The organism is Nocardiopsis sp. L17-MgMaSL7 (genome assembly GCF_003182025.1).
In the GTDB taxonomy this organism is placed as follows: Bacteria; Actinomycetota; Actinomycetes; order Streptosporangiales; family Streptosporangiaceae; genus Nocardiopsis; species Nocardiopsis prasina.
Genome location: NZ_QGTF01000002.1, coordinates 161,443 through 183,983, shown reverse-complemented (window position 1 = coordinate 183,983; position 22,541 = coordinate 161,443). Strand labels below are relative to the sequence as shown.

Annotated in this window: 19 protein-coding genes; 13 read left to right on the top strand and 6 right to left on the bottom strand. The window is 71.3% G+C overall.

The window, feature by feature from the left end; translation table 11 throughout:
* Positions 1 to 49 precede the first annotated feature (49 nt).
* Positions 50 to 733, bottom strand: a complete 684-nt coding sequence (locus tag BDW27_RS03490) for a GntR family transcriptional regulator (protein ID WP_110048209.1) — start codon at positions 731 to 733, stop codon at positions 50 to 52.
* A 147-nt stretch (positions 734 to 880) separates the two neighbouring features.
* On the opposite strand from BDW27_RS03490, the gene BDW27_RS03485 reads away from it, so the two are divergent.
* From BDW27_RS03485 to BDW27_RS03455, 7 genes are all read left to right on the top strand, one after another.
* The gene (locus BDW27_RS03485) at positions 881 to 2,065 is read left to right on the top strand and encodes a CaiB/BaiF CoA-transferase family protein (protein WP_026129421.1); all 1,185 of its coding nucleotides are present in this window, start codon (positions 881 to 883) and stop codon (positions 2,063 to 2,065) included.
* Positions 2,065 to 2,937, top strand: a complete 873-nt coding sequence (locus tag BDW27_RS03480; RefSeq protein ID WP_110048208.1) for a CoA ester lyase — start codon at positions 2,065 to 2,067, stop codon at positions 2,935 to 2,937. Before BDW27_RS03485 ends, BDW27_RS03480 begins: the two co-directional genes overlap by 1 nt.
* Before the next feature lie 390 nt (positions 2,938 to 3,327).
* A complete protein-coding gene (locus tag BDW27_RS03475) occupies positions 3,328 to 4,671 on the top strand; it encodes a TRAP transporter large permease subunit (protein WP_110048207.1) in 1,344 nt (447 codons plus the stop codon).
* 60 nt (positions 4,672 to 4,731) lie between these two features.
* Positions 4,732 to 4,995, top strand: a complete 264-nt coding sequence (locus tag BDW27_RS03470; RefSeq protein ID WP_017545446.1) for a hypothetical protein — start codon at positions 4,732 to 4,734, stop codon at positions 4,993 to 4,995.
* A gap of 137 nt (positions 4,996 to 5,132) precedes the next feature.
* Complete coding sequence (locus tag BDW27_RS03465) at positions 5,133 to 5,732, top strand: RraA family protein (protein WP_017545447.1); 600 nt, start codon at positions 5,133 to 5,135, stop codon at positions 5,730 to 5,732.
* 42 nt (positions 5,733 to 5,774) lie between these two features.
* Positions 5,775 to 6,542 carry an IclR family transcriptional regulator gene (locus BDW27_RS03460; RefSeq protein WP_233515620.1) on the top strand — a complete coding sequence of 256 codons (768 nt, stop codon included), beginning with the start codon at positions 5,775 to 5,777 and terminating at the stop codon, positions 6,540 to 6,542.
* Positions 6,543 to 6,671: 129 nt separating this feature from the next.
* The gene (locus tag BDW27_RS03455; RefSeq protein WP_017545449.1) at positions 6,672 to 7,445 is read left to right on the top strand and encodes an NAD(P)-dependent oxidoreductase; all 774 of its coding nucleotides are present in this window, start codon (positions 6,672 to 6,674) and stop codon (positions 7,443 to 7,445) included.
* A 67-nt stretch (positions 7,446 to 7,512) separates the two neighbouring features.
* On the opposite strand, the gene BDW27_RS03450 is transcribed toward BDW27_RS03455, so the two are convergent.
* Both BDW27_RS03450 and BDW27_RS03445 read right to left on the bottom strand, forming a co-directional pair.
* Positions 7,513 to 8,628, bottom strand: a complete 1,116-nt coding sequence (locus BDW27_RS03450; RefSeq protein ID WP_110048205.1) for a winged helix DNA-binding domain-containing protein — start codon at positions 8,626 to 8,628, stop codon at positions 7,513 to 7,515.
* A gap of 154 nt (positions 8,629 to 8,782) precedes the next feature.
* Positions 8,783 to 10,936 (bottom strand): alpha-N-acetylglucosaminidase TIM-barrel domain-containing protein, encoded by a 2,154-nt coding sequence (locus tag BDW27_RS03445; RefSeq protein ID WP_199560529.1) that lies wholly within the window; start codon positions 10,934 to 10,936, stop codon positions 8,783 to 8,785.
* Positions 10,937 to 11,182: 246 nt separating this feature from the next.
* Here BDW27_RS03445 and BDW27_RS03440 point away from each other — a divergent pair, with 246 nt between their 5' ends.
* From BDW27_RS03440 to BDW27_RS03430, 3 genes are read left to right on the top strand one after another with little or no spacing between them, the layout of a single operon-like run.
* Positions 11,183 to 12,514: an ABC transporter substrate-binding protein gene (locus BDW27_RS03440; protein WP_110048203.1), complete on the top strand. Its 1,332-nt coding sequence runs from the start codon at positions 11,183 to 11,185 to the stop codon at positions 12,512 to 12,514.
* The gene (locus BDW27_RS03435) at positions 12,507 to 13,457 is read left to right on the top strand and encodes a carbohydrate ABC transporter permease (RefSeq protein ID WP_110048202.1); all 951 of its coding nucleotides are present in this window, start codon (positions 12,507 to 12,509) and stop codon (positions 13,455 to 13,457) included. The genes BDW27_RS03440 and BDW27_RS03435 overlap by 8 nt, the downstream gene beginning before the upstream one ends.
* Positions 13,457 to 14,281, top strand: coding sequence for a carbohydrate ABC transporter permease (locus BDW27_RS03430; RefSeq protein WP_110048201.1), 825 nt, complete (start codon positions 13,457 to 13,459; stop codon positions 14,279 to 14,281). The genes BDW27_RS03435 and BDW27_RS03430 overlap by 1 nt, the downstream gene beginning before the upstream one ends.
* A gap of 111 nt (positions 14,282 to 14,392) precedes the next feature.
* On the opposite strand, the gene BDW27_RS03425 is transcribed toward BDW27_RS03430, so the two are convergent.
* The 3 genes from BDW27_RS03425 to BDW27_RS03415 all read right to left on the bottom strand — a co-directional run bounded on the left by BDW27_RS03425 (position 14,393) and on the right by BDW27_RS03415 (position 19,416).
* Complete coding sequence (locus tag BDW27_RS03425; protein ID WP_110048200.1) at positions 14,393 to 15,469, bottom strand: ferric reductase-like transmembrane domain-containing protein; 1,077 nt, start codon at positions 15,467 to 15,469, stop codon at positions 14,393 to 14,395.
* Positions 15,470 to 15,664: 195 nt separating this feature from the next.
* A complete protein-coding gene (locus BDW27_RS03420) occupies positions 15,665 to 17,233 on the bottom strand; it encodes a BCCT family transporter (protein WP_233515619.1) in 1,569 nt (522 codons plus the stop codon).
* A 935-nt stretch (positions 17,234 to 18,168) separates the two neighbouring features.
* The gene (locus BDW27_RS03415) at positions 18,169 to 19,416 is read right to left on the bottom strand and encodes an amidohydrolase family protein (protein WP_110048198.1); all 1,248 of its coding nucleotides are present in this window, start codon (positions 19,414 to 19,416) and stop codon (positions 18,169 to 18,171) included.
* A 159-nt stretch (positions 19,417 to 19,575) separates the two neighbouring features.
* Here BDW27_RS03415 and BDW27_RS03410 point away from each other — a divergent pair, with 159 nt between their 5' ends.
* The 3 genes from BDW27_RS03410 to BDW27_RS03400 all read left to right on the top strand — a co-directional run bounded on the left by BDW27_RS03410 (position 19,576) and on the right by BDW27_RS03400 (position 22,527).
* A complete protein-coding gene (locus BDW27_RS03410; RefSeq protein WP_017545458.1) occupies positions 19,576 to 20,409 on the top strand; it encodes a MurR/RpiR family transcriptional regulator in 834 nt (277 codons plus the stop codon).
* A gap of 110 nt (positions 20,410 to 20,519) precedes the next feature.
* Positions 20,520 to 21,929: a sodium:solute symporter gene (locus BDW27_RS03405; RefSeq protein ID WP_110048197.1), complete on the top strand. Its 1,410-nt coding sequence runs from the start codon at positions 20,520 to 20,522 to the stop codon at positions 21,927 to 21,929.
* A 220-nt stretch (positions 21,930 to 22,149) separates the two neighbouring features.
* Positions 22,150 to 22,527: a DUF2255 family protein gene (locus tag BDW27_RS03400; RefSeq protein ID WP_017545461.1), complete on the top strand. Its 378-nt coding sequence runs from the start codon at positions 22,150 to 22,152 to the stop codon at positions 22,525 to 22,527.
* Positions 22,528 to 22,541 lie beyond the last annotated feature (14 nt).

Genomic DNA, 22,541 nt, shown 5'->3' with positions numbered 1-22,541 from the left:
GCTCGCGGCGGCGGATCCGCCATCGGCGCGAGCCTGGGAAGAGTTCTCCCTAGCGGGCCCCGTCCTCTCCGGGGGAGGCCAGGATGTGCTCGGCCATGAGGCGTTCGGCCTCGGCCCCGTCGCCCTGCGCGAAGGCCTTGAGCATCCGCGCGTGCGCGTCGAGGTACAGGCTGGCCTTGACCGGGTCCTTCCAGCGCGAGACGGTCTCCAGGATGGGGTTGTTGCGCCGGAGCGAGCGGACGTGACCGCTCAGGAAGGCGGGGCCGCCGACGTCGGCGACCATCTGGTGGAACAGGCGGCTGTCCCGGGCCAGGTCCTGCGAGTCGGCCGTGTCGCGTGCGGCGACCATGCGGTCGTGGACCTCGGTGAGCTCGGCGAGCTGGGCGGCGGTGACGCGCTGGGCCGCCAGCCGCGCGCTCAGACCCTCCACCGACGCGCGCAGGAGCCGGAGTTCCTCGGCGGCCTCGACGCCGAGCCCGGAGACGGTCGCGCCGTGGTGCGCGCGGTAGGTCACCAGGCCGTCGCTCTCCAGGCGGCGCAGTGCCTCGCGCACGGGGGTGATGGAGACCCCGAGGCGGGTGGCGACCTCGTCCTGGTTGACGGAGGCCCCGGGGGGATGGACCCCGTTCACGATCTCGTGCCGCAGCGTCTCGTGTACGTATTCGGCCTTGCTCGTCGGGGGACGCCCGGTACGCGGGAGCCCCGCTGTCTCCCCGCTACCAGAGGCGGACAAGAGCGGACCTCCCCGTCGACACGATGTTCATGGAACCAAGCTTAGAGGTCCGGTGTCGCTGTCCCGCCGGGGCTGGCGGGGTCTCGTGGGGTGGGATTCCTCGCCCACCCCCTTGCGTGTGTTCATATATCTTATAAGTTGTTTGCTATGAGATCACTGGGCAACTTGAAGGTCGTCGACGCGGCCACGCTCTTCGCCGGTCCGATGGCCGCGACCTACCTGGGCGACTTCGGGGCCGACGTCGTCAAGGTCGAGCACCCCCGGCGGGGCGATCCCGCCCGGGGACACGGGCCCACCAAGGACGGGGTCGGGCTCTGGTGGAAGATGCTGGCCCGCAACAAGCGCACGACCACCCTCGACCTCTCCCAGCCCGAGGGGCAGGAGGTCGCGCTCCGCCTGCTGGACGAGGCCGACGTCCTCATCGAGAACTTCCGGCCCGGCACCCTCGAACGCTGGAACCTGTCCCCCGAGAAACTCCTTGAACGCAACCCCCGGCTCATCATCGCCCGCGTCACCGGGTTCGGGCAGAAGGGGCCGATGGCCCACCGCCCCGGCTTCGGGACGCTCGCCGAGGCCATGAGCGGCTTCGCCTCCATGACGGGGCAGCCGGACGGCCCGCCCACGCTCCCGCCCCTGGCCCTGGCCGACGGGATCGCGGCGCTCGCCGTGGCCTACGCCGTCATGGTCGCCGTGCACAACCGTGAGGAGACCGGCAAGGGCCAGGTGATCGACCTGGCCATCATCGAGCCGATCCTCACGGTCCTGGGCCCCCAGCTCACGGCCTACCACGCGACCGGGGCGATCCCGGAGCGGACCGGCAACCGGTCCACCAGCAACGCCCCCCGCAACACCTACCGCACCCGGGACGGCCGCTGGCTGGCGATCTCGACCAGCGCCCAGTCCATCGCCGAGCGCGTGATGCGCCTGGTCGGTCGGGAGGACCTGGTGGACGAGCCCTGGTTCGCGTCCGGCCGCACCCGCTACGAGCACGCCGACGAACTCGACGAGGCCGTCGGCTCGTGGATCGCCGAGCGCGACGCGGACGAGGTGATCGAGGAGTTCGACCGTGCCCAGGCGGCCATCGCGCCCATCTACGACGCGTCCGACATCGCCACCGACCCGCAGTACCAGGCCCTGGAGACGATCGTGCACGTCCCGGACGACGAACTCGGGAGCGTGGCGATCCAGAACGTGCCCTTCCGCCTGTCCGAGAGCCCCGGCGAGATCCGGTGGGTGGGCCCGCCCAAGGGCCGCCACACCGACGAGGTCCTGGCCGAGCTCGGCTACTCCGAGGAGGCCCGGACCGGGCTGCGTGAAGCGGGGGTCATCTGATGAACGGCACCCAGGCGCCACTGGTCACGTGGCTCTACGTACCGGGTGACCGGCCCGAACGCTTCGCCAAGGCGGTCGCCTCCGGAGCCGACGCCGTCATCCTCGACCTGGAGGACGCGGTCCTGCCCTCGGCGAAGGAAGCGGCCCGGCGCAACGTGCGGGCCTTCCTGGAAGAGCGCGGGGCGGCCGACGACGGGGTGCGGGTGCACGTGCGGATCAACGCGCCGCACAGCGAGTGGTTCGCGCTCGACGCCGCCGCGGTGGCAGCCGGGGGAGCGGAGGGGGTGCGCGTGCCCAAGATCGAGTCGGCGGGGGACGTCGACCTCGTCGTGGAGGCGGCCGGAGACGGCGTACCCGTGGACTGCCTCCTGGAGTCGGCGCGGGGCGTGGAGAACGCTCCGGAGATCGCGGCGCACCCCGCCGTGCGCTCGTTGGCCCTGGGCGAGGCGGACCTGACCGCTGAGCTTGGTCTTCGCGGAGACGAGGCCTTCTCCTGGCTGCGGACCCGCATCGTCGTCGCCTCGGCCGCCGCCGGACTGGCCGCCCCGGGGATGGCCGCCTACATCGACGTCCAGGACACCGAGGGCCTGTACCGCTCCTGCCTGCGCGGGCGCGACGGCGGACTCTTCGGCCGCTCGGCGATCCACCCGCGGCAGGTCCCGGTGATCCGGCGTGCCTTCACCCCCTCCGAGGAGGAGGTGTCCCGCGCCCGCCAGATCGCGGAGGCGGCAGAGGGCGCTTCCGCGGAGTCGGTCCGGGGCGGCGGCGCGATCGCCCTGCCCGACGGCCGCTTCATCGACGCCCCGGTGGTGGCCGCGGCCCAGCGCACGCTGGCCCTGGCCGAGAGCATCGCCGAACGGGGGTCGGACTGAGGTCCGCCCCCGCTCCCTGAGGCGGGAGGGCGGTTCCCCGTCCCGCCTCAGGGCCCGAGCGACCCCGCGCCGACGAACGGAGCGCCGCGGGGCGCCCGCCACGCGTGCCTTGGGCGATCCCTCGGCCGTGTGCGCGGTGTGACCGCTCCATCGCAGGTCAGAAGATTTCTGGCGAACGGTTGACGTCCGACGTAACCTGGGACACACTTCACACAGCGAACTTACACTTCACTGTTTGAAACGTTGTTTCGTGCAGGTGAAAAGTGTCGACTATGTGGGCGAGGACGACCTCCCCACCGGGCCGACCGTCCGACTCCACCGAACGGTCACGCGCCACCCGCGGCGTACTCCGCGCCGCCGTTCCCTGATCACCGAGCCCGGGAGTCTCCCATGCCCTCCGCACTCTTGGCCCTGGCCGCCTTCATCGCGGTCATCATCGTCTGGAGCGCCGTCTTCAAGAGGAACATGGGCGAGGCCATGTTCCTCGGCTTCATCGCCACCTGCCTGTTCGCGGGCAGGGACTTCTTCGGTGCGATGGTCTCCGGCCTCGTGAACACCACCTCGAATGAGGTCATCTACGCCGCGCTGGCCTTCGTGTTCATGGCCTACATGATCGAGCGCACCGGCCTCATCAACAAGATCCTCGACATCCTCAACGCCGCTTTGGGGCGCCTGCGCGGCGGTCCCGCCTACGTGGACATCGTCGCCTCCGGTGTGATGGGGGCGCTCTCAGGCTCCAACTCGGGCAACGTCGCCTCCACCGGTTCGGTCACCGGACCCTGGATGGTGCGCAACGGCTTCAGTCGTGCGCGCGCGGCCACAGTCCTCGCGGGCAACGGGGGCATGGGCGCCGCCCTGCCGCCCAGTTCGTCCATGGTGATCATGCTCGGCTTCGCGGGTGCGGCGGTCTCGACCGGGGACATCTACCTCGCGCTGCTGGTCACGGGCCTCTATCAGGTCCTGCACCGCCTCGTCGTGGCGTTCGCCTTCATCCGGGTGGACGGTGTGCGGGCCGCCGAGGACGAGGCCCGCCTGCCGTTCGCCAGGGTGTGGCGCACCGGATGGCCCGCCACCCTCATCTACCTCGGCGCCCTCATCCCGATCGCCGTGACCACCGGCCCGCTCTCGGACTACCTCGGCTCGCCGGACCGGCTCGGGGACGCGCTCGGCGACATCTCGCTGATCACGTGGATCCCGATCCTGATCATCCTCATCGCCGCCATCGTCGGCCGACGCGAGCTGCCGGGAAACGCGCGCCAGTGGTACGACTTCGTGCTCGCCGCGATGCCGCGTCTGGGCACCATCGGCGCGCTGCTGATCTTCGCGATGGCCGCGAGCGGTGTGCTCGCGGACCTCGGCCTGGCCGAGGACGTCGAGCAGGTGCTGGGCTACTTCAACGCCGGACCCGTCCTCATGGTGGCGCTGACCGTCTTGCTGGTCGCGATCGTCTCCATCCCGCTGACCTCGACCGCCGCCCTCACCGCCGTGGGCCAGGTGTCCTTCCTCAGTCTCGTCGCCGTCGGCGTGGACCCGGTGATCGCGCTGGTCGTGCCGCTGGTGGCCGCCTCCACCGAGGGCTCCTCCCCGCCCTCCGCTCCGATCTTCATCGCTTCGGGGATCGTGCAGGTCAAGGCGGAGAAGACCTTCGTGCCGCTGATCCTGTTCTACCTCGTGCCGATCATCCTCCTGGCCTGTTTCGTGGGCTGGGGGATCCTGCCCATCTTCGTCGTCTGACCCACCGCGGTCCGGGGCGGGCGGCACCGCGCCGCCCGCCCGAACAGAAAGGGACACCTGATGTCCGAACGCACACAGTCGGCGCGCCACATCGCACTGAGCGTCCTCCGGGTCCTCTTCGTCGCGACGTTCGCCGGGTTCTTCCTCGTCGCGATCCTCATGGTGCTGGGGCAGCTGCTGGGCACCATCCTGTCGCTGCCCGGGCTCGTCAGCGCGGCTTCCGAGTACCTGCTGGTCCCCTCGGTGACCCTCGCCTCCACCTTCGGTGTCGTCGCGTTCCTGGCCTCCTACCTCCAGAAGGACGACCAGGAGACCGCGGCCTGAGGCCACGGTTGCCGTCCGTCGTCGAGGTGGCACCGGCCGCCGCAGATAATTTCATGCATTGACAAGTTACTTCGCTAGGTGAAATGTTGGCTGTGTCGCCGAGCGAACACGGCGGCCGCGCCCTCGAAAGGAACCCCATGACGGGACAGACGACACCCCTCCCCGAAGACCTCCACCGACGCCTGGGCTCGCTGCCCGCGGCCAATGTCGGTGACGTGCTCGACCGCCTGTACGTGGCCGAGTCCGCCATCTCCTCCGTCTGGAAGGGCGCGAAGGTGGTGGGACCGGCCTTCACCGTGATGACCGCCGGGGGCGACAACAAGCACATCCACGAGGCCATCGACGCCGCGGCACCCGGCGACGTCCTCGTGATCGACGGCCAGGCGGCCACGCACCGGGCCCTGCTCGGCGACCTCATGGGCAGGCGCGCCAAGGCACGCGGCCTCGCCGGGTTCGTGGTGGACGGCGCCATCCGCGACGCCGACGACCTCGGCGCCATCGGCTTCCCCACCTGGGCGCGCGCCGTCACCCCGGCCGGTCCCTACCGCAACGGCCCCGGCCTGCTCCAGGTCCCGGTCTCCGTGGGCCGTGTCGTGGTCAACCCCGGCGACGTGATCGTGGGTGACGACGACGGCGTCACCGTCATCCCCAGGAACCGTCTGGAGGAGATCGTGGCCGCCGCCGAGAACAAGCGGGCCAGCGAGGAGGAGGCCCGGGCCAGGATCGCCGCCCTGTAGCATTTGCGGGACATCCAGCTCCCTAGTCTGAGGGGTTCCGCAGTGGCCGCAGAGTCGTCGGGCCAGCCCACGGTGCGCAGTGTGGAGCGTGCCCTGGACGTCCTGGAAGCCCTGGAACGCAGCGACACCCCGCTGCGCCTGGTGGACCTGTGCCGTCTGGTGGACCTCCACCCGGCCACCGTGCTCCGGTCGCTGGCGGTACTCCAGCGCAGGGGCCTCGTGGTCACGGAGAACCAGACCTACCGCCTGGGTGTGGCCGTGCTGCGCATGGCCCACGGGTTCCTGGTCAACGACCAGCTCACTCAGCGGGCCCGTCCCGTCATGCAGAGCCTGACCTCGGTCACCGGACTGACCTCCTCCCTGTACGTGCGCAGCGGATTCGAGCGTGTGCTCGCCGTGCGGGTCGACGGCAGTCCCCAGCTCCACTACCAGGTTCCGATCGGCCGCTGGTTCCCCCTCTACGTGGGATCCGGCAAGGTCATCGCGGCCCACCTGCCCAAGGACGAGCGGGAGGCCGTGGTGGCGATGTCGGAGGGGTGCGTCAACGCCTCCGGGGAGCCGCTCGACCCCGAACGCGTGCGCCGGGAACTGGACGACATCGACAGGGACGGCCACAGCCTGACCATCGGGGAGCGCGACGTCGCCGTCGCCGCCGCGGCGGTGGCCGTTACCGGCCCGACCGGTGAGGTGCTCGCCGCCCTCTCCCTGTCCGGCCCCTCCGAACACACCTCACAGGACCGCCTGCGCCAGGCCGTCCCCGAACTCCGAAGAGCAGCCTCCGCCCTCAGCGGGAGGCACCCGCACTCGTGATCCGGCCCAGCGCCTGACCCCTCACCGGGAACGCCGCCCGCCGGACCACGGCGGAGCGGCGACCGGACGGAGCGGGCACCCGTGTGCCGCACCGGACCGTCGTCGGCTCCCACACGACGAAAGGTCACCATGCGCATCACAGTCATCGGTCTCGGTGAGGCCGGGAACATCTACGCCACCGCGCTCACCGGGGCGGGCCACGAGGTCACCGGCTTCGACCCCGGCCCGGCGGCCACCCCCGAGGGCGTCCGCCGCGCCGACTCCGCCCACACGGCCGTGGCCGGAGCTGAGATGGTGCTGGTGCTCACCTCCGCCTCCGTCGCCCCCGCCGTCGCGGACAGTGTGCTCGGGGCGCTCACCCCGGACACGGTCTACGCCGACCTCACCTCCGCCACCCCCGATGTCATGAGGTCGCTCAGCGAGAGGGTCCACGCCACCGGGGCCCGGTTCGCCGACGTGGCCATCCTCGGCCCGATGACCATCGGGGGAGCTGCCACCGACCTGATCGCCAGCGGCCCGGGTGCCCCCGAGGTCGCGCGGGTGTGCCAGGCCCTGGGCGCCGACGTCGAGGCCCTGCCCGGGGAACCGGGCGAGGCCACGGCACGCAAGCTCCTGCGCAGCTCCCTGATGAAGCCCCTCGCGTCGGTGGTGTGCGAGGCCGTGGTCGCAGGCCGGGCCGCCGGGGCGGAGGAGTGGGTGCGCGAGCAGATCGCCTCCCAGCTCACCGGAGGAGCGGAGCTGGTCGACCGCTTCCTCAGCGGGACGGTCAAGCACGCCGGGCGGCGCAGCGAGGAGGTGCGGGCCACCGCTGACTTCCTCGACTCCCTTGGTGTCCCGAACGAGATGACGACCGCCTCGGAGCAGACCCTGCGCAGGCTCGCCGCGAACGGTCGTCAGGGCTGACGGCTGCCCGTGGTGCCCTGCCCGTCCGGCTCACGGGCAGGGCGGTGTCAACCGGCGGGCGCGGCGCTCACGCGGGTGGGGCCCCGACACGCACGCGGTCGCTCTCCTGGTCGGAAAGGAACAGGGCCAGCAGCCGACCCTGCTCGGCGACCTCGTCGCGGTCGGCTCCGGACAGGGTCCGCAGCGGGGTGACCGCCACGGTGCCGTCCTCGGATCGCCAGGTCGCCGAGACCCGGCCGTCCACCAGCACCACGCGTTCGCCCGCCACTGACAGCCCGCGGTGCTCGTCGTCGATGATCCGGTTCCGGTACTGGTAGCCGAGGACGGCGTTGTCGAAGGCGGGCAGGAACCGGGCCGGGGCCGCGGTGTCGGGGTCCGGGCGCGGCGCGTCCGGCAGGTCCAGCAGCTCACGGCCGCGTTCGTCCCGGAAGGACACCAGTTCGTCGCGGACCGCGGCCAGCGCCGAGGGCAGCCCGGCCAGACCGCACCAGGAGCGCAGGTCGGTGGAGGTCGCGGGGCCGTAGGCGGCGAGGTAGCGACGGACCAGGGCCCGCCCGACAGGGTCGGAGCCGTCCGCGGCGAGCGGGTCGACCTCCCGGCCGAGCCACGAGGACAACAGCACGTTGCGCACCCCGCCCCCGGTCCGCCACAGTCCGCGCGGCGGGGCCTGCGCCACCGGGACCAGGGCCGAGACCAGCATCTCGCCCAGCGGGCGCCGACCCGGGTCCGGCCAGCGGTGGGAGAGCTCCGCGACCAGCTCGGTCATGGAACGGGGCCGGCCGTCGGACATCACCTCCCGTCCCGCCTCCGCGAGTTCGTCCAGGTCCACCCCGCGCAGGTCGTCCCGGTAGACCCCCATGACCTTCTGGCGCAGCATGGCGGCGAACCGGGACCGCCAGGCGAGGGCGTCCTCGGCGGTGACCAGGTGCACAGTGCGCCGCATGAGGTGGACTCGCACCACCCGCCGTTCGGCCAGGAGGTCGGACAGCGTCGCGGCCTCGAAGGAGCGCATCCGGGTCCAGAGCCCGACGAACGGCTCCTGGGGTTCCTGCGCCTGGAGTCCGCCCAGGTGGGACACGGTCTCCAGCGCCGACCGCCCGGTGGGTTCGAGCAGAGCCTGCCGGGCGAGGGTGGCGCGGTTGAGCGCCCGGTCGTCCAGCACGGTCGCGTTCCTGGTGGACATGGTCTGTTCCCCCTGCTTTCTGTCGTACCGGGGGAACCCTCGCAGAGGTGGAGGTCAGATTCTGTCCTCCATTGACCGGCGCGGCGCCGGTACCCGCGTTGGGGCCGGTCCCCGGCGGCTCGCACACGGAACGGAGGTCACCTCGGGACCGCGCTCACGGGGCGCCGGAGCGGCCATAGCGGTCCAGGAGCAGGCGGGAACGGCCCACGATCCCCTCCTCCGGGACCGGCACCTGGGGCGCCCCCTCGGCCAGGAAGCGCTCCGCGATCCCGGTCAGCTTCCGGTCGAGCTCCGCCGAGGCCGCCGACCGGTCGGAGAGGGCCAGGGGCAGGCCCTCCGCCCACGCCTTCCACCGCGGCCGGTAGTAACCGCCGACCAGACCCGCCCACAGGCGTGCGGCGTAGTCGTCGAGCACGGTGTCCCCGGACGTGGTCCAGACAGTGAGGATACGGCGGGCGTTGTCCCGCAGGGCACGGAGCTCGGTCTCGTCGGTGGCCCACGTCCGCGCGCTGGCCTCCCAGGTCGAGTACCGGTACTCGGGTCGGGTGGCCAGGAGCGCGTCGAGGTCGTCGAACACGCGCAGGAACCGCTCCACGCCCTCCGGCGGGACCTCGCTGCGCCCGGCCGCCGCCTCCACCAGGTTCGCGTAGCGGTGGTCGGCGACCCTGGCCAGGACCGCCATGGCGACGTCGGCCAGGTCGCCGCCGAGGGGACCGTCCGCGAGTCCCGGGCTCCGTTCGGCCGCGCCCACCAGTGACTCCCAGGCCCCGACGAGGTCCGACCACTCGTACCAGACCAGCCCGGCGGCCTCCGAACGGACGCGGCCGGGGGAGCCGAGATCCGCGTAGCCCGGTCGCGCCGTCATGACCCCGTTGAACTGCTCGGGGAAGATCCGCAGCTCCGCCGCGCCGTAGACGGTGGCGTTCAGCGCCCGCCAGGCCGCCAGGAGGGCTGGGTCGGCGTCCGCGCCGTAGCGCCCCCGGACGAACCCGGGCAGCCAGTCCCGGGACACGTCCCCGGTCCGGGTCCACGCCTGGTCCGCCACGAGCTCGAAGAAGGCCGGGTTGTTCCGGGTGGCCTCCATGGCCAGCCCCAGGCCCACGGGGCGGTTCCCGGCGGCCTTGGCCGCGTTGATCCCGTCCACGGCGCCCTGGAGGTCGCCGATGGGGTCGGTGCGTCCGCCGAAGTTGAGGAGGGCGCACCAGACCCACGTCTTGGAGCCGAACGAGTCCAGGCGGGACCACTGGGGGTCCTCCTCCGCCCAGAGGTCGAGGACCAGCAGGCGCTCGTCGGGGACCGCGTCCAGGAAGGCGTTCACCCGGGAGTCGGACCAGAAGTCCCGCTGGTAGGAGAAGGGCCAGGCCTGGAGTGCCCACACAGCGTTCGGGTCGACCCTGGTGAGGCCGTCCAGGGTGGCCCGTGCCACAGCTCCGGGGAAGGCCGGGTCGGCGTCCACCGGGACCATCTCGATGAAGGGGTCGATGGCGTACAGGTGGTCGGTGCCCAGCAGGCGGGTCTGGCTGCGGGTGATCTCCTCGGCCACGCGCGCGTACAGGGGGTCGGCGGGGTCCAGGACGTGGGTCCGGAAGCCCTGCCAGGTGCGGGTCCTGGTCCGGCCGGGCGCCAGTTCGGCGGGGACGTGCCCGGTGAAGCCGGGGAGCGCCGGGGTCATGCCGAAGGAGCGCTGGCGTTCGAGGACCCGCCGGGCCAGGGCCAGGTGGCCGTCGACCCACGAGGAGGGCATCGGGCCGGGGAACCCGTCCAGGTTGCCCATGTACTGCCAGGGCAGGTAGCCGGGGCCGCCGAGGAACCGCAGGAGCGTCGACTCGTCCAGCCCGAGTCCGGTGTACGCGTCCAGCAGGACCGCCTCGTGGCCCAGCAGGGTGAGGGGCATGGTGACGCCGTGCAGTGCCATCCAGTCGGTCTCGTGCTCCCAGTCCTCCCAGTCCCAGTAGGCGGACGTGTACCCCTGAGTGCAGAAGTTCAGGTAGTAGAGGTGGTCGGTCTCGGCGGTCCCCTCGGTGGTCGGGGCGTCGGGGAACGCGGTGACCGGCAGGGGGCGGGGGGTGTCCCAGCCGACCGCGACCGCGCAGACGCGCCGCAGATAGGTGTGCAGGCCCACGGCGGCGGCGAGCGCGTCGGTGGCGGCGACCGTGAGGACTCCCGCCTCGGCGCGGTACTCGAAGGACCGTTTCCGCGCGTCGAGCGATCCGAAGTGGACTTCCGGATGGGCGGGACCGAGAATCCTGGTGACCAAGCCGGTCACTACTGAATCCCAAATTGGAGGATTTGTTGCAAGAGCGGACATTTAGGTTATCCAAGTTGCGTCGTGAGAATTCAGTTACGTACAGTACATAATCGATCTGAGGCCGGACAAGCCTTGGGGTGCCAGGCCTCGCCATATCGCGCCGGGGCGGGTACGTGGTGGTGAAATGCCCCCCGACCTGCGAACTCCCCCGCCGCTGTTCCCCTTTTTCGTGCGTCGGGGGTTCGGTGGGCGGTTTCCCCCAGGAGGTTCGGCACCCCCCGCGAAAAAGGATCACGGAGATTCAGGATGCCCCCCAAGGAAAAGGTTCTGCGCCCCGCCGCGTTCTCGCTGGCGAGCGCGTCGGCCGTGCTCGCACTCACGGCCTGCGCCGCCCTCTCCGGCGGTTCCGCCCAGGACAACACACCCGACAACGTCTCCACCGACATCAGCGACGTGGAGGCCACCCTGACCCTGGCCTTCGCGGACGACCCGCCCACCCATGAACTGGTGGAGGGCTTCACGTCCCTGTACCCCAACGTGAACATCGAGCTCCAGCAGACCCAGTTCACGGACTACGTCAAGACCATCAGCCTGTCGATGACCTCGGACGACGCCCCCGACATCGCGCAGTACAACCCCGGGGCGATGCGGTCGCTCATCCCGGGAGGCCACATCCTCAACCTCGACCCCTACGCCGAGGCCTACGGCTGGGACGAGTCATTCCCCGAGGCGAGCCTGGAACCCCTCCAGTCCAACGACGAGGCCTCCGAGTTCGCCACCGGCAGTCTCTACGCCGCCCCCGGAGCCCTCTCCGTCCTCGGTGTCTTCTACAACACCGAGGTCCTGGAGGAGGCCGGGGTCCCCGAACCGCCCGCCACCCTGGACGACTTCGAGGCCGCCCTCGAACTCGCCCACGAGGCCGACATCGCCCCCATGAGCGTGGGCGGCCTCGAAGTGGGCGGCTTCCAGATCTGGAACGCCCTGCTCAACGGGCTGGGAGACCACAACGAGTACAAGGACTGGGTGTACGGGGCCGAGGGCGCCACGATCGAGACCGAGGCGGCCGCCGAGGCCACCGAGACCTTCCACCGCTGGGTCCGGGCCGGGTACGTCACCGAGAGCGCCAACGCCACCTCGGACAACGACGCCCGCGCCGAGTTCGTCGACGGGGAGAGCATGTTCCTCGTGACCGGCAACTGGGCCGCTTTCGAACTGGAGGCGGAGATGGGCGACGACGTCGGCTTCCTGCTCATGCCCGGCACCACCGTGGATCGGGCACCGGTGGCCTCCGGCGCCAGTGTCGCCTACGCCGTGTCCTCCCACACCGAGCACCCGGACGTGGCCGCCGCCTTCCTCGACTACCTCAGCAGCGTCGAGGCGGCCGAGATCCAGCTGGCCACCGGCTTCATGCCCGTGGACACGCAGGCGCCGATCGAGAGCTACGGCCTGTTGAACGAGGTCAACTTCGGCTTCTCGACGGTCGCGGACAACGAGGGGATCGTCCCCTTCCCGGACTACGCCACGCCGGGCATGATCGACCAGCTCACACCCGGAATCCAGGGGCTCATCTCCGGCAGCGCCACTCCGGAGGAGTTCCTCGCCTCGTTGCAGGCCGAATGGGAAAGCCACCATGAGTGACGGCGCCCCAGCGCACCCGCCCGCCACGCCCGCCCCCGCGCCGAGCCACGGCGCCGGGGGCGGGCGCCCGCGTCGGCGGAGGCGGCTCCGGTCCGGCCTCAAGGGCTGGCTCTACCTGCTGCCCGCCCTGGCCGTCTACGGCGGCTTCGCGATCTACCCCGCGCTGAGCACGTTCTCCTTCTCCTTCCTGGACTGGGACGGGGTCCAACCCCCGGCCTGGGCCGGGCTGGAGAACTACGGGCGGGTCGTCACGGACCCGCTCCTGGCCGGGGCGATCGGCAACGGGCTCGTGCTCATCCTCTTCTTCTCCATCGTCCCCATCGCGGTGGGGCTGCTGATGACGGGGCTGCTGACCGCCCGCGGCGGCCGGGGAACCACCTTCTACCGGACCGTCTTCTTCCTTCCGCAGGTGCTGCCGCTGGTGGCGGTGGGCACCACCTGGCGCTGGCTCTACAGCGGCGACGGCGCGGTCAACGAGTTCCTGGGCGCAGTGGGGCTGGGCGGGCTGGCCCGCTCCTGGCTCGCCGACTACCACGTCGCGCTGGTCGCCCTCGGACTGATCGGCACCTGGTGCATGAGCGGCCTGTGCATGGTCCTGTTCATGAGCGGCGCCCAGAAGATCGACCCGGCGCTGCACGAGGCCGCCGCGCTCGACGGGGCCGGACGGCTGCGCCGGTTCCTCCACGTCACGCTGCCCGGGCTCCGCAAGGAGATCAGCATCGCGGGCGTCATCACCACCATCGCGGCGCTGGCCAGCTTCGACCTCGTGTACGTCACCACCAACGGCGGCCCCGCCGGGCAGACCAACGTCCCGGCCCTGCTCGTCTACCGGCTCGCCTTCAACGAGGGCGACATCGGAGCGGCCAGCGCCCTCGCTGTGGTCCTGACCCTGCTGGTCATCGCCCTGGTCAGCGTCATCCGACTGCTCGCGAGGGAGAAGTGATGCGTCGAGGAGTACCGCTGTCGGTCCTGCGCCACGGCGTGCTGACCCTGATCGCCGTGCTGATCCTGTTTCCCTTCCTCGGGATCGTCCTGGCCGCGCTGCATCCCACCAACACCCAGGTCGGCGGCCTGAGCGTGCCGGACCAGTGGTCGTGGGAGAACTTCCGGCTCGCCTGGGAGGCCGGACGCTTCGAGCAGCTGACCAGGTCGGGCTTCGTCATCGCCGCGTTCGTCGTGCCGCTGACGGTCTGCTTCGCGACCCTGGCCGGGTACGCGCTCGCCATCCTCGGTGTGTGGGGCGGCCGCGCGCTCTCCCTCGCCTTCGTCCTGGGCCTCACTCTCCCGGTCGAACTGCTGGTCATCGCCCTGTACCTCAACCTGCGCGAGGTGGGCCTGACCAACACCTACACCGGGGTGGTCCTCGCCGAGGTCGCCCTGTTCCTGCCCTTCGGCGTCTACTGGATGCAGTCGCACTTCGCCGGGGTCCCCAGGGAACTGGTGGAGGCCGCACGGGTGGACGGCGCCCGCGACAGCGCCGTGCTGGCCCGGGTGCTGCTCCCGATCTCCTGGCCCGCGATCACCACGCTGTCGGTCCTGGTGTTCATGTGGTCGTGGAACCAGTTCCTGCTCATCCTCGTGATGATGCAGACCCCGGCCCTGCGCACCGCGCCCACCGGCCTGGGGCTGTTCGTCGGCCAGTACGGCACCGACATCCCGCTGCTCTCGGCGGCCAGCCTGATCGTGATCGCCCCCATCGTGGTCGTCTACCTGGCCTTCCAGCGCAGCTTCGTCAACGGCATCACCCGGGGCGCCGTGAAGGGGTGACAGCGGGAGAGGGTGACTGCGGGAGAAGGGGACGGCGGGGGTGGGGATCGGTTCGCGGGGCCCGACCGCCGTGACGGGGGCCGCCGGGACTTGCCCCGGCGGCCCTCTCCGCTAGGAGTCCCCGGTGCGCTGGGCTCGCCGGACGCGCCCGGGCTCCTGGTCGGAGGCTCGGACGGCCAGCCCGACCGCGCCCATGACGGTCAGCAGGACGGCGAGGCCGCCCCACACCATCGGCTGTGTGACCAGCATGTCCCCGGACGGTTGCCCGGGCGTTCGCCCTCCGTCGCGGCCGGTCACTGTCACGAGCAGCAGGACGACCACGGCGGCGGCCGCGAGGAGGCGGCCGCAGAGCCGGGCCAGAGCCGGGAGCACCGGGCCCCGTTGGAGTTCGGACCGGGTGAGGCGCTCCTCCGGTCGCAGCGGTGTGAGCAGCCTGGCCAGGAACAGCAGGGCCACGGGCAGCTGGAGCGCCCACACGAAGGTGCGGAACGCGCCGTCGAACCACACGTTGGTGCCGTACAGCAGGGTGTGCCACACGCTCAGGACGTAGACGACGATGACGAACCGGTGCAGGACCCGCCACAGCCGCGACCCGGTCCAGGCCCGCACGTAGAACGACAGGCTGAGCGGAATCGCCAGGTAGAGGGAGATCAGCCCCAACAGGACGGCCACCTGGCCGGTCCCCGAGGAGTACCCGCCGGGAACGAACACGTCGACGAACGCCGAGAACAGCAGCGGCAGCGTGCCGAGGCCGTCCTCGTTCTGCCTGAGGAGTTCGAGGAAGAACGCGAGGGCGTGCCCGAACATCAGCGCGATGGTGGTGACGCTGGTGACCCGGTGCCAGCGCTCGAGCCGGGAATGCTTCACAGGGGACGACGGGATCGGCATGGTCGCTCGCAGCAGGCCGAGCATGACGGTGATCCACGCCCACAGCAGCGCGGACCAGCCGAAGGCCTGGCAGGCCCAGTACAGCCAGTACCGCTGGGCGTCCGCGAGGTGGGGCATCACCTCCAGGGTCTGGGAGGTTCCGCCCTCGACGCGCAGGTACAGGACCACGAACATCACGAAGGTGACAGCCAGGGCGGCGGTGGCGTCGAAGAGGAGGTGGCGCAGGTCGGATCGGAGCGTGCGGCGGTCGAGGAGGGGCTTCCTGGCGGCGCCGGGGGTGCGGTCGGGGGAGGGGGTCATGGAGGCTCCCAGGGGGTGGGGAGTGATCGGATCGGGCGGCCGTGGAGCGCGGGGAGGTTCCCCGTGGCGCTCACAGTGAACCGGAGCGGCACCCCGCCGTCCAGAAGGGCAGGCGGGCACGGGCGCGCCCCCGCGCCACGGGTGGTCCCGTGGCGGCCGGGGCGTTGTCGCGAGGTGCCGGTGCCCGGCCGGCCGTCAGCCCGTCCGGGCGGGCTCGTCCGCCTGCGCGGCCGTGCCGTGGTCGTGGTGCGGGCAGGGAGCCGTGGCGGGTTCGGTGCGCAGGTCGCGCAGGAAACTGACCACCACACCCACGATGACCACGAGGAAGGGCGCCGAGGCCACGATCACGGTCTGTTGCAGGGCGTTGAGACCCCCCGAGATCAACAGGATGATCGCCAGGGCGCCGGTCACCGCCCCCCACAGCAGCAGGATCGGCGTCCGGGGCTGGATCGACCCGTGCGTGGTGAGCATGCCCAGCACGTAGGTGTTGGCGTCGGCCCCGGAGACGAAGAAGAGCACCGCCAGGATCACCACCAGCGTCGCCGTCACCATGGGCAGCGGGAACTCCGCCAGCGTCACGAAGAAGGCGCTGTTCAGGTCCGCGGCGGTGGCACCCGCGATGTCCGTGCCCCCGTTCAGGTCGAGGTCGATGGCCGAGCCGCCGAACACGGAGAACCAGGCGAAGAAGGCCAGGCTGGGCATCCCGAGGACGACCAGGATGAACTGGCGGATCGTGCGGCCGCGCGAGATGCGGGCCAGGAACACGCCGACGAAGGCGCCCCAGGACACCCACCAGGCCATCATGAAGTAGGTCCACCCCTGGAGCCACTCGGTGTCACCGAAGGCCGGACCCCGCAGGCTCATCAGCAGGAACTCGCTGCCGTACTGGCCCAGGGACTCCAGGAAGAGCGAGACCAGGAACGCCGTCGGGCCCAGGAACAGCACGAACAGGAAGAGCACCGAGGCCACTGACAGGTTGATCTCACTGGTGTAGCGGATTCCCCGCTTGACCCCGGAGGCCGCCGACAGGCTGAACAGCACCGTCACCACGACCACGATGACGACCTGCGTGGTGGCGCCGGTGGGCGTGCCCAGGATGCGGTTCAGGCCGTTGTCGATCTGGAGCGCGCCCAGCCCGAGCGAGGTGGTGGTGCCGAACAGGGTCGCGAACACCGTGAAGACGTCGATGGCCTTGCCGGCGGGGCCGTCGGCGTGCCGTCCCAGCAGCGGCCGGAACAGCGCGCTGACCAGGCCGGGGCGCTGCTTGCGGTACATCGAGTACCCGAGGGCCAGGCCGAAGACCGCGAAGATCGCCCAGGCGTGCAGGCCCCAGTCGTAGAAGGAGTACTGGAGCGCGAGGACGGCGGCCCCGGGGGTCCCCGGCTCGGCCAGGGCGTGCGGAGGCGCCGCGAAGTGCGAGATCGGCTCGGCGATGCCGTAGGAGACCAGACCGATGCCCATCACCGCGCAGAGGATCATGGCGATCCAGGTGTGCGTGGCGAACTCGGGGCGGTCCTCGTCTGCGCCCAGGCGGACGCGTCCGTAACGGCTGAAGGCCAGCCAGACCAGCAGTGCGATCAGGAGGAGGGGGAGGAGCAGGTAAGCCCAGCCGAAACTGGAGGTGATCCCGTTCAGGGCGGTGTTCATCGTGGACATCTGGTGTTCCGGAGCGACCACGCCCCAGACCACGAACAGGGCGGAGATAGCGAGGGAGGCCCAGAAGACCACCCCGACGGTTCTTCGCCCGGCCGGAGCGTCATTCATGTGTGGACACCTTTCGGGCGATACGCGCCGCGGTCACGGGGGACACGCGGGGCGCGTCGCACGGCGGTGGGCAGTGGAGCACGACCGTTCTGGGGTCGGGTGAGCGTCGCACGGGAGTGAACCGCCTGTTCGTCTGTGGAAGATCGGGACCCGGAGAACCGTCCCGGAGCGCGCATGGCGACGGGCACCCTTCATGCCGAACGGAGAAGCGGGACGGTCGGCGTCGAGGTGAGCGTGACGGATTCCGGGAGAACGAGAACAGCGCCGCGGAAGGAGTCCGCGACGCGGGTGTCGGTGGCGGCCACGGCTGGGACGGCCCCGGACCGAGTCGGCGCCCGGCGAGGTCGACAGCACGGCTGCGCACTGACTCAGGAGGCCTTCGCGCAGTTCCGGACCGGAGTGCGGACCGGGCACCGCTCGTGGTTCGACCTTTCGCGTACCGACCTTCGGAGGTCGGAGTGAGAGCGGTCGAGCCCCATGGGGCCGAAGAGCTGGCAAGGGCCTCCGGAAGAGCGTACTCGCATGTGGGAGCGGGGGCGCCACTCCGACCACCGGTCGTCGGGTCATAGGGCCGGGTCGGTGGGGAGGCGGGGAGCGCCATTACGGGAGTCCCGTCCCGCGTCCGCACCGAGGCGGGCGCGACCTCCTTCGCTCGCGGCCGACCGAGGGAACGAGCGTGTCCGACCCACCCATGGTGGGCCCGGTCGGGCGGCGTGGTCGACGGCGTCTCGGTGGCGCCAAGCACTGACTGTCGGGCGTTCGGGGGCGGAGGCGGACCCACGCCCTGCCGGTCGGTTCACGCGCCGAGCTCCGTCGGGCCGTGTTCGTCGGCGCCGTCAACGGAAGGGGTGGACTCCGGGGCCGAGGCGGCTCACGCCACGGCCCCGGCGGCGGGCAGCGTGTGCCCGCCACGGCCCCGGCGGGGGCCGGGACCGTTACGAATTGGTGCGCCGTGTCACACCGTCACGCAGCACCGCGCGCACGCCCCGCTCGGGCTCGGCCAACAGGGAGAGGTCGGAGAGCGGGTCCCCGTCGACGACGATCAGGTCGGCCCGCGCCCCCGTGCGCAGCGTGCCGACCTCACCCTCGAGACCGAGCAGCGCCGCGGCCTCGCTGGTGGCCGAACGCACCACGTCCGCCGCGGGCTGGACCTCGCCGCGAATGGAGAACTCGGCGCTCTGGTGCGACTGCATGCCCCCGAGCAGGTCCGTGCCGAACACCAGGCGCACTCCGCCCTCGTGCGCCATCCGCAGCGCCTCCAGCCCCCGGTGCAGCACCGTGTCCACCTTGGCCTGGCTCTCAGGGGGCAGTCCGTTGCGCGCCCCCTGACGCGACAGCTCGCGGTAGGTGACCAGCGTCGGGACCAGGAACGCCCCGTGCTCCACGAACAGCTCGACGCTGCTCTCGTCGATCAGGTTGCCGTGCTCGATGCAGCGCACACCCAGGCGCAGCCCGCGGTTGACCGCGCGTGCGGTGTAGGCGTGCCCGGTGACGTACCGGTTCGCGGCCTCGGCCTCCTCGACGACCGCGCGCAGTTCGTCCTCCGACGACTGGGTGGAGTCGATCCGGTCGGTGGGTGAGGCCACCCCGCCCGAGAGCATCACCTTGACGTGGTGCGCGCCGGTACGGAGCTGTTCGCGGGCGGCCCTGCGGAACTCGACGGGACCGTCGCAGACCAGACCCGCGCCCGGGCAGCACCCGTGCTGGTCCGTGCCGTGGCGACCGCGCGGACGGAAGTCACCGTGCCCGCCGGTCTGCGAGAGGGCCTTGCCGCCGAAGACCAGGCGGGGGCCGTCCACGAGACCGTCGTCCACGGCCTCGGCGAGCCCCCAGTCGGCCCCGCCGACGTCGCGCACCGTGGTGAAGCCGCGGCCGAGCATGTCGGACAGCGACCTGGCGGCGAAGGCGGCGACGTAGGAGGGGGAGTGGTCGCCGACCGCGCCGAGGTCGGCGCTCAGCGCGGTGACGTGCACGTGGGCGTCGATGAGGCCGGGCATGAGGGTGGCTCCGCCGAGGTCGGTGGTCTCCGCCCGTTCGGTCACGGAGACCGGTACCTCGCCCGTGCCGCGTGCCGCGATGACGCCGTCCTCGACCAGCAGCCAGGACCCGGGGGTGCGGGAACCGGTCTCGGGGTCGAGCAGGGCTGTGTTCGTGTAGGCGGTGGGCCGGGGGCCGTCGGACACGGGGAACCTCCAGGGGTCGGGTGCGCGGTCTGGTGCGGGGCGATCCGCAGCGATGCAATGCAATATACGTTGCATTTGGCCTCGGTTGTCGAACGGGGGTGGTATCGCTGGGTTGGCGCGACCCGGGTGTTCCGGACCGCTCGAACGGAGGGAAGACCGATGGCGGACTGGATCGAGGAGACGCTGGAGCGAGGGCGCCTGGGCAGGGCCAGCGAGAGGGTGCTGCACGTCCTGCGTGACGAACCCCGTTTCGCCTCCTACGCGACCACGGCCGAGGTGGCGGCCAGAGCCGAGGTCAACGTCGCCACCGTGGTGCGCGCGGCCCAGCAGCTGGGGTTCACGGGATGGCCCGCCCTGCGGGTGGAGCTGCGCTCGCGCTACCTGGCCTCGCTCAGTGCGGGCGAGGTGCTGGCCGAGCACGCGGGCTCCGACACCGACCCCGTGCGCGCGGCGGTGCGCTCGGACCGGGAGAACCTGAGGCTGCTGGAGCGGACGCTCGAACCCGAGCGGGTGCGTGCCGTCGCCGCGGCCATCCACGGTGCGCGGAGCACTCTCGTCCTGGGCTCGGGCACCTTCGCCGCCCCCGGCGTCCAGCTCTCCCACGCCGCCGGGATCATGGGCTACGACGTGCGGCTGCACGACTCCGGCGGGACCGCCCTGACCAACGCGCTGGCCAGGATGGGGGAGGGCGACCTGCTCGTGGTCTGCGACCTGTGGATGCTGCCACTGGCCCTGCGTCGCGCGGTGGAGATCGCCGCTGAGGAGTCCGTGTCGATCGCCCTCATCACGGACCGGCGCGACTCGCCCCTGGGCGTGCTGGCCGACCACGTCGTGGCCGTGCCCAGTGAGGGGGTGGGGATGTTCCCGTCCCTGACCGCGGCGATGACGGTCGTGCACGCGGTGCTGGCGGAACTGGCGCGAGCCGGGGGAGAGGCGGCGCTGGAGTCGGTCAGGCGGGCTGAGGAGCTCTGGCGACGAGCCGAGCTCTTCTAGGTGATCTGAGCCACACCAGATGCAACAAGCATTGCATAATTGACATCGTTGCTGGTTACATCGGGCTTCACCCGCTGTTCACCCCACCGTGTCCCCTCCTGAGGCAGCTCATGCAAACGACCCACCTGGTCCTCATCACCGCCTACCTGCTGGTGATGGTCGGGATCGGCCTGTACTTCTCCCGATCCTCCAAGCTCCGCACCGGCGAGGACTTCCTCTTCGCCGGACGGAGCCTGTCCACACCCGTCATGGTCGCGACCCTCGTTGTGACCTGGGTCGGATCGGGCACGATCATCGGTGGCGCGAACTTCGCCTACAACCACGGCCCCATGGCCGGCATGATCTTCTTCGCCGGTACGCCCCTGGGCATCCTCGTCCTGCTGCTGGCCGCGCGCCGCATCCGCAGGGCGGCCCGGCACACCGTGCCCGAACTGCTGGAGGCTCGCTTCGGCAGCGGGGTGCGCACCGTCGCGGCGGTGGTCACCACCATCGCCTATGTCGGTCTGGTCGCCTCGCAGTTCGTCGGCGGCGGCTACGTCCTCTCCCTGATCACCCCGCTCACCACGACCCAGGGCGCGTTGGTCGTCGCCGCCGTCGTGACGATCCTGACGGTCACCGGCGGCCTGTTCTCCGTGGCCTACACCGACTTCGTATCGGCCATCCTCGTCTTCGGCGCGCTGATCGTGGCGGTACCGCTGATCCTGGTCGCGGTCGGCGGCCTGCCGGTGTACTGGGAAGGGCTGCCCGAGGCCTCCCGCACCCCCAACGGCGGCCTCAGCCCGCTCCAGCTGCTCGGCTACTTCCTCCCGCTGTTCCTGCTCCTGCTGGCTGACCAGAACCTCTACCAGCGGCTGGCCGCCGCCAAGGACGAGCGCTCCGCCCGCAACTCCACGCTGGGCATGCTCATCGCCAGCTTCTTCGTGTTCGTCCCCGTGATCATCCTGGCCACCTCGGCGTCCGTGCTCATGCCCGGGATCAACGGCGACGAGTCCGTCCTGCGCCTGGCCACCGACGGCCACCTGCCCACGCTGATCGGCGGACTGCTGCTGGCCGGTGCCGTCGCGTTCGTCGTCACCACGGGTTCGTCGTTCATGCTCTCGGGCGCCTCCAACATCGCCTTCGACCTGTTCGCCAGGTTCGGCGGGAACAAGGTGGGCGAGCGGGGCACCTTGGTCGTGCAGCGCCTGTCCGTCGTCGGTATCGCCCTGATCGCGGTCGCCCTGGGCCTGTACTTCCCAACCGTCCTCGACCTCCAGATGTACTCGTACACGGTCTACGGCGCTGCGATCACCCCGGCCGTGCTCGCGGTCCTGTTCTGGAAGCGCGCCACCACGACCGGTGCCGTGGCCGCGCTGATCACGGGCACGGCCGTCACCATCGGCTGGGAGGTGGCCGGAGCCCCGGGCGGGTTCAACGGCGTGATCATCGCGCTGCCCGCCGCCGTCCTCGCCCTGTTCGTCGGAAGCATGCTCACCAAGGCGCCCGACGCCCGGACCCTGGAGGCCGCGGGCGTGGACTGACCGGGACACGCACCGCTCGTCGCGGTGCCGGGCCCTGCAGCGGGCCCGGACCCCACACCCTCGGGGCGTGGGCCGACCTCAGGGGGTCGGTCCACGCCCCGATCCGGTTCCCAAGAATCGGCCGCCGCTCCCCACAGGTTGGGCAAAGGGCCGTGTCCGGCCGGGAGTCCCTGGAAAGGGTGGGGAGGACGTCGTGTGACGGACGCGGGGGAGGACACCGATGAGCGGGTGGACCGAGGAGCAGCTCGACGGGATCGGCGGCACGGGGGAGATACGGATCACCTCCCGAGGCGATGACGGGGAGCTGCGGCGTTCCCGGATCATCTGGGTGGTGCGTGAGGGCGACGAGCTCTACGTCCGTTCCGTCAACGGGTCGGGAGCCGCCTGGTACCGGGGAACCCGTGACCACCTCGCCGGGCACGTCAGCGCGGACGGCGTGGAGGCCGACGTGGCCTTCGAGGACGCCGACGACTCCCTGGACGACCGGATCGACGCCGCCTACCGGGCCAAGTACGGGGCGGGGTCCGCCGCGGTCGACCAGATCACGAGCCCGGACGCCCGTGCCACCACGATGAGGCTGGTACCGGACCCGGCCTGAGCGGGGCGCCGCCC

What these genes read in the sequence shown, in the direction of transcription:
- BDW27_RS03420 (WP_233515619.1), bottom strand. Translation starts at nt 17,233, where the DNA reads ATGAATGACGCTCCGGCCGGGCGAAGAACCGTCGGGGTGGTCTTCTGG.
- BDW27_RS03445 (WP_199560529.1), bottom strand. Translation starts at nt 10,936, where the DNA reads ATGTCCGCTCTTGCAACAAATCCTCCAATTTGGGATTCAGTAGTGACC.
- BDW27_RS03475 (WP_110048207.1), top strand. Translation starts at nt 3,328, where the DNA reads ATGCCCTCCGCACTCTTGGCCCTGGCCGCCTTCATCGCGGTCATCATC.
- BDW27_RS03450 (WP_110048205.1), bottom strand. Translation starts at nt 8,628, where the DNA reads ATGTCCACCAGGAACGCGACCGTGCTGGACGACCGGGCGCTCAACCGC.
- BDW27_RS03470 (WP_017545446.1), top strand. Translation starts at nt 4,732, where the DNA reads ATGTCCGAACGCACACAGTCGGCGCGCCACATCGCACTGAGCGTCCTC.
- BDW27_RS03410 (WP_017545458.1), top strand. Translation starts at nt 19,576, where the DNA reads ATGGCGGACTGGATCGAGGAGACGCTGGAGCGAGGGCGCCTGGGCAGG.
- BDW27_RS03405 (WP_110048197.1), top strand. Translation starts at nt 20,520, where the DNA reads ATGCAAACGACCCACCTGGTCCTCATCACCGCCTACCTGCTGGTGATG.
- BDW27_RS03435 (WP_110048202.1), top strand. Translation starts at nt 12,507, where the DNA reads ATGAGTGACGGCGCCCCAGCGCACCCGCCCGCCACGCCCGCCCCCGCG.
- BDW27_RS03425 (WP_110048200.1), bottom strand. Translation starts at nt 15,469, where the DNA reads ATGACCCCCTCCCCCGACCGCACCCCCGGCGCCGCCAGGAAGCCCCTC.
- BDW27_RS03400 (WP_017545461.1), top strand. Translation starts at nt 22,150, where the DNA reads ATGAGCGGGTGGACCGAGGAGCAGCTCGACGGGATCGGCGGCACGGGG.
- BDW27_RS03430 (WP_110048201.1), top strand. Translation starts at nt 13,457, where the DNA reads ATGCGTCGAGGAGTACCGCTGTCGGTCCTGCGCCACGGCGTGCTGACC.
- BDW27_RS03440 (WP_110048203.1), top strand. Translation starts at nt 11,183, where the DNA reads ATGCCCCCCAAGGAAAAGGTTCTGCGCCCCGCCGCGTTCTCGCTGGCG.
- BDW27_RS03465 (WP_017545447.1), top strand. Translation starts at nt 5,133, where the DNA reads ATGACGGGACAGACGACACCCCTCCCCGAAGACCTCCACCGACGCCTG.
- BDW27_RS03480 (WP_110048208.1), top strand. Translation starts at nt 2,065, where the DNA reads ATGAACGGCACCCAGGCGCCACTGGTCACGTGGCTCTACGTACCGGGT.
- BDW27_RS03485 (WP_026129421.1), top strand. Translation starts at nt 881, where the DNA reads ATGAGATCACTGGGCAACTTGAAGGTCGTCGACGCGGCCACGCTCTTC.
- BDW27_RS03455 (WP_017545449.1), top strand. Translation starts at nt 6,672, where the DNA reads ATGCGCATCACAGTCATCGGTCTCGGTGAGGCCGGGAACATCTACGCC.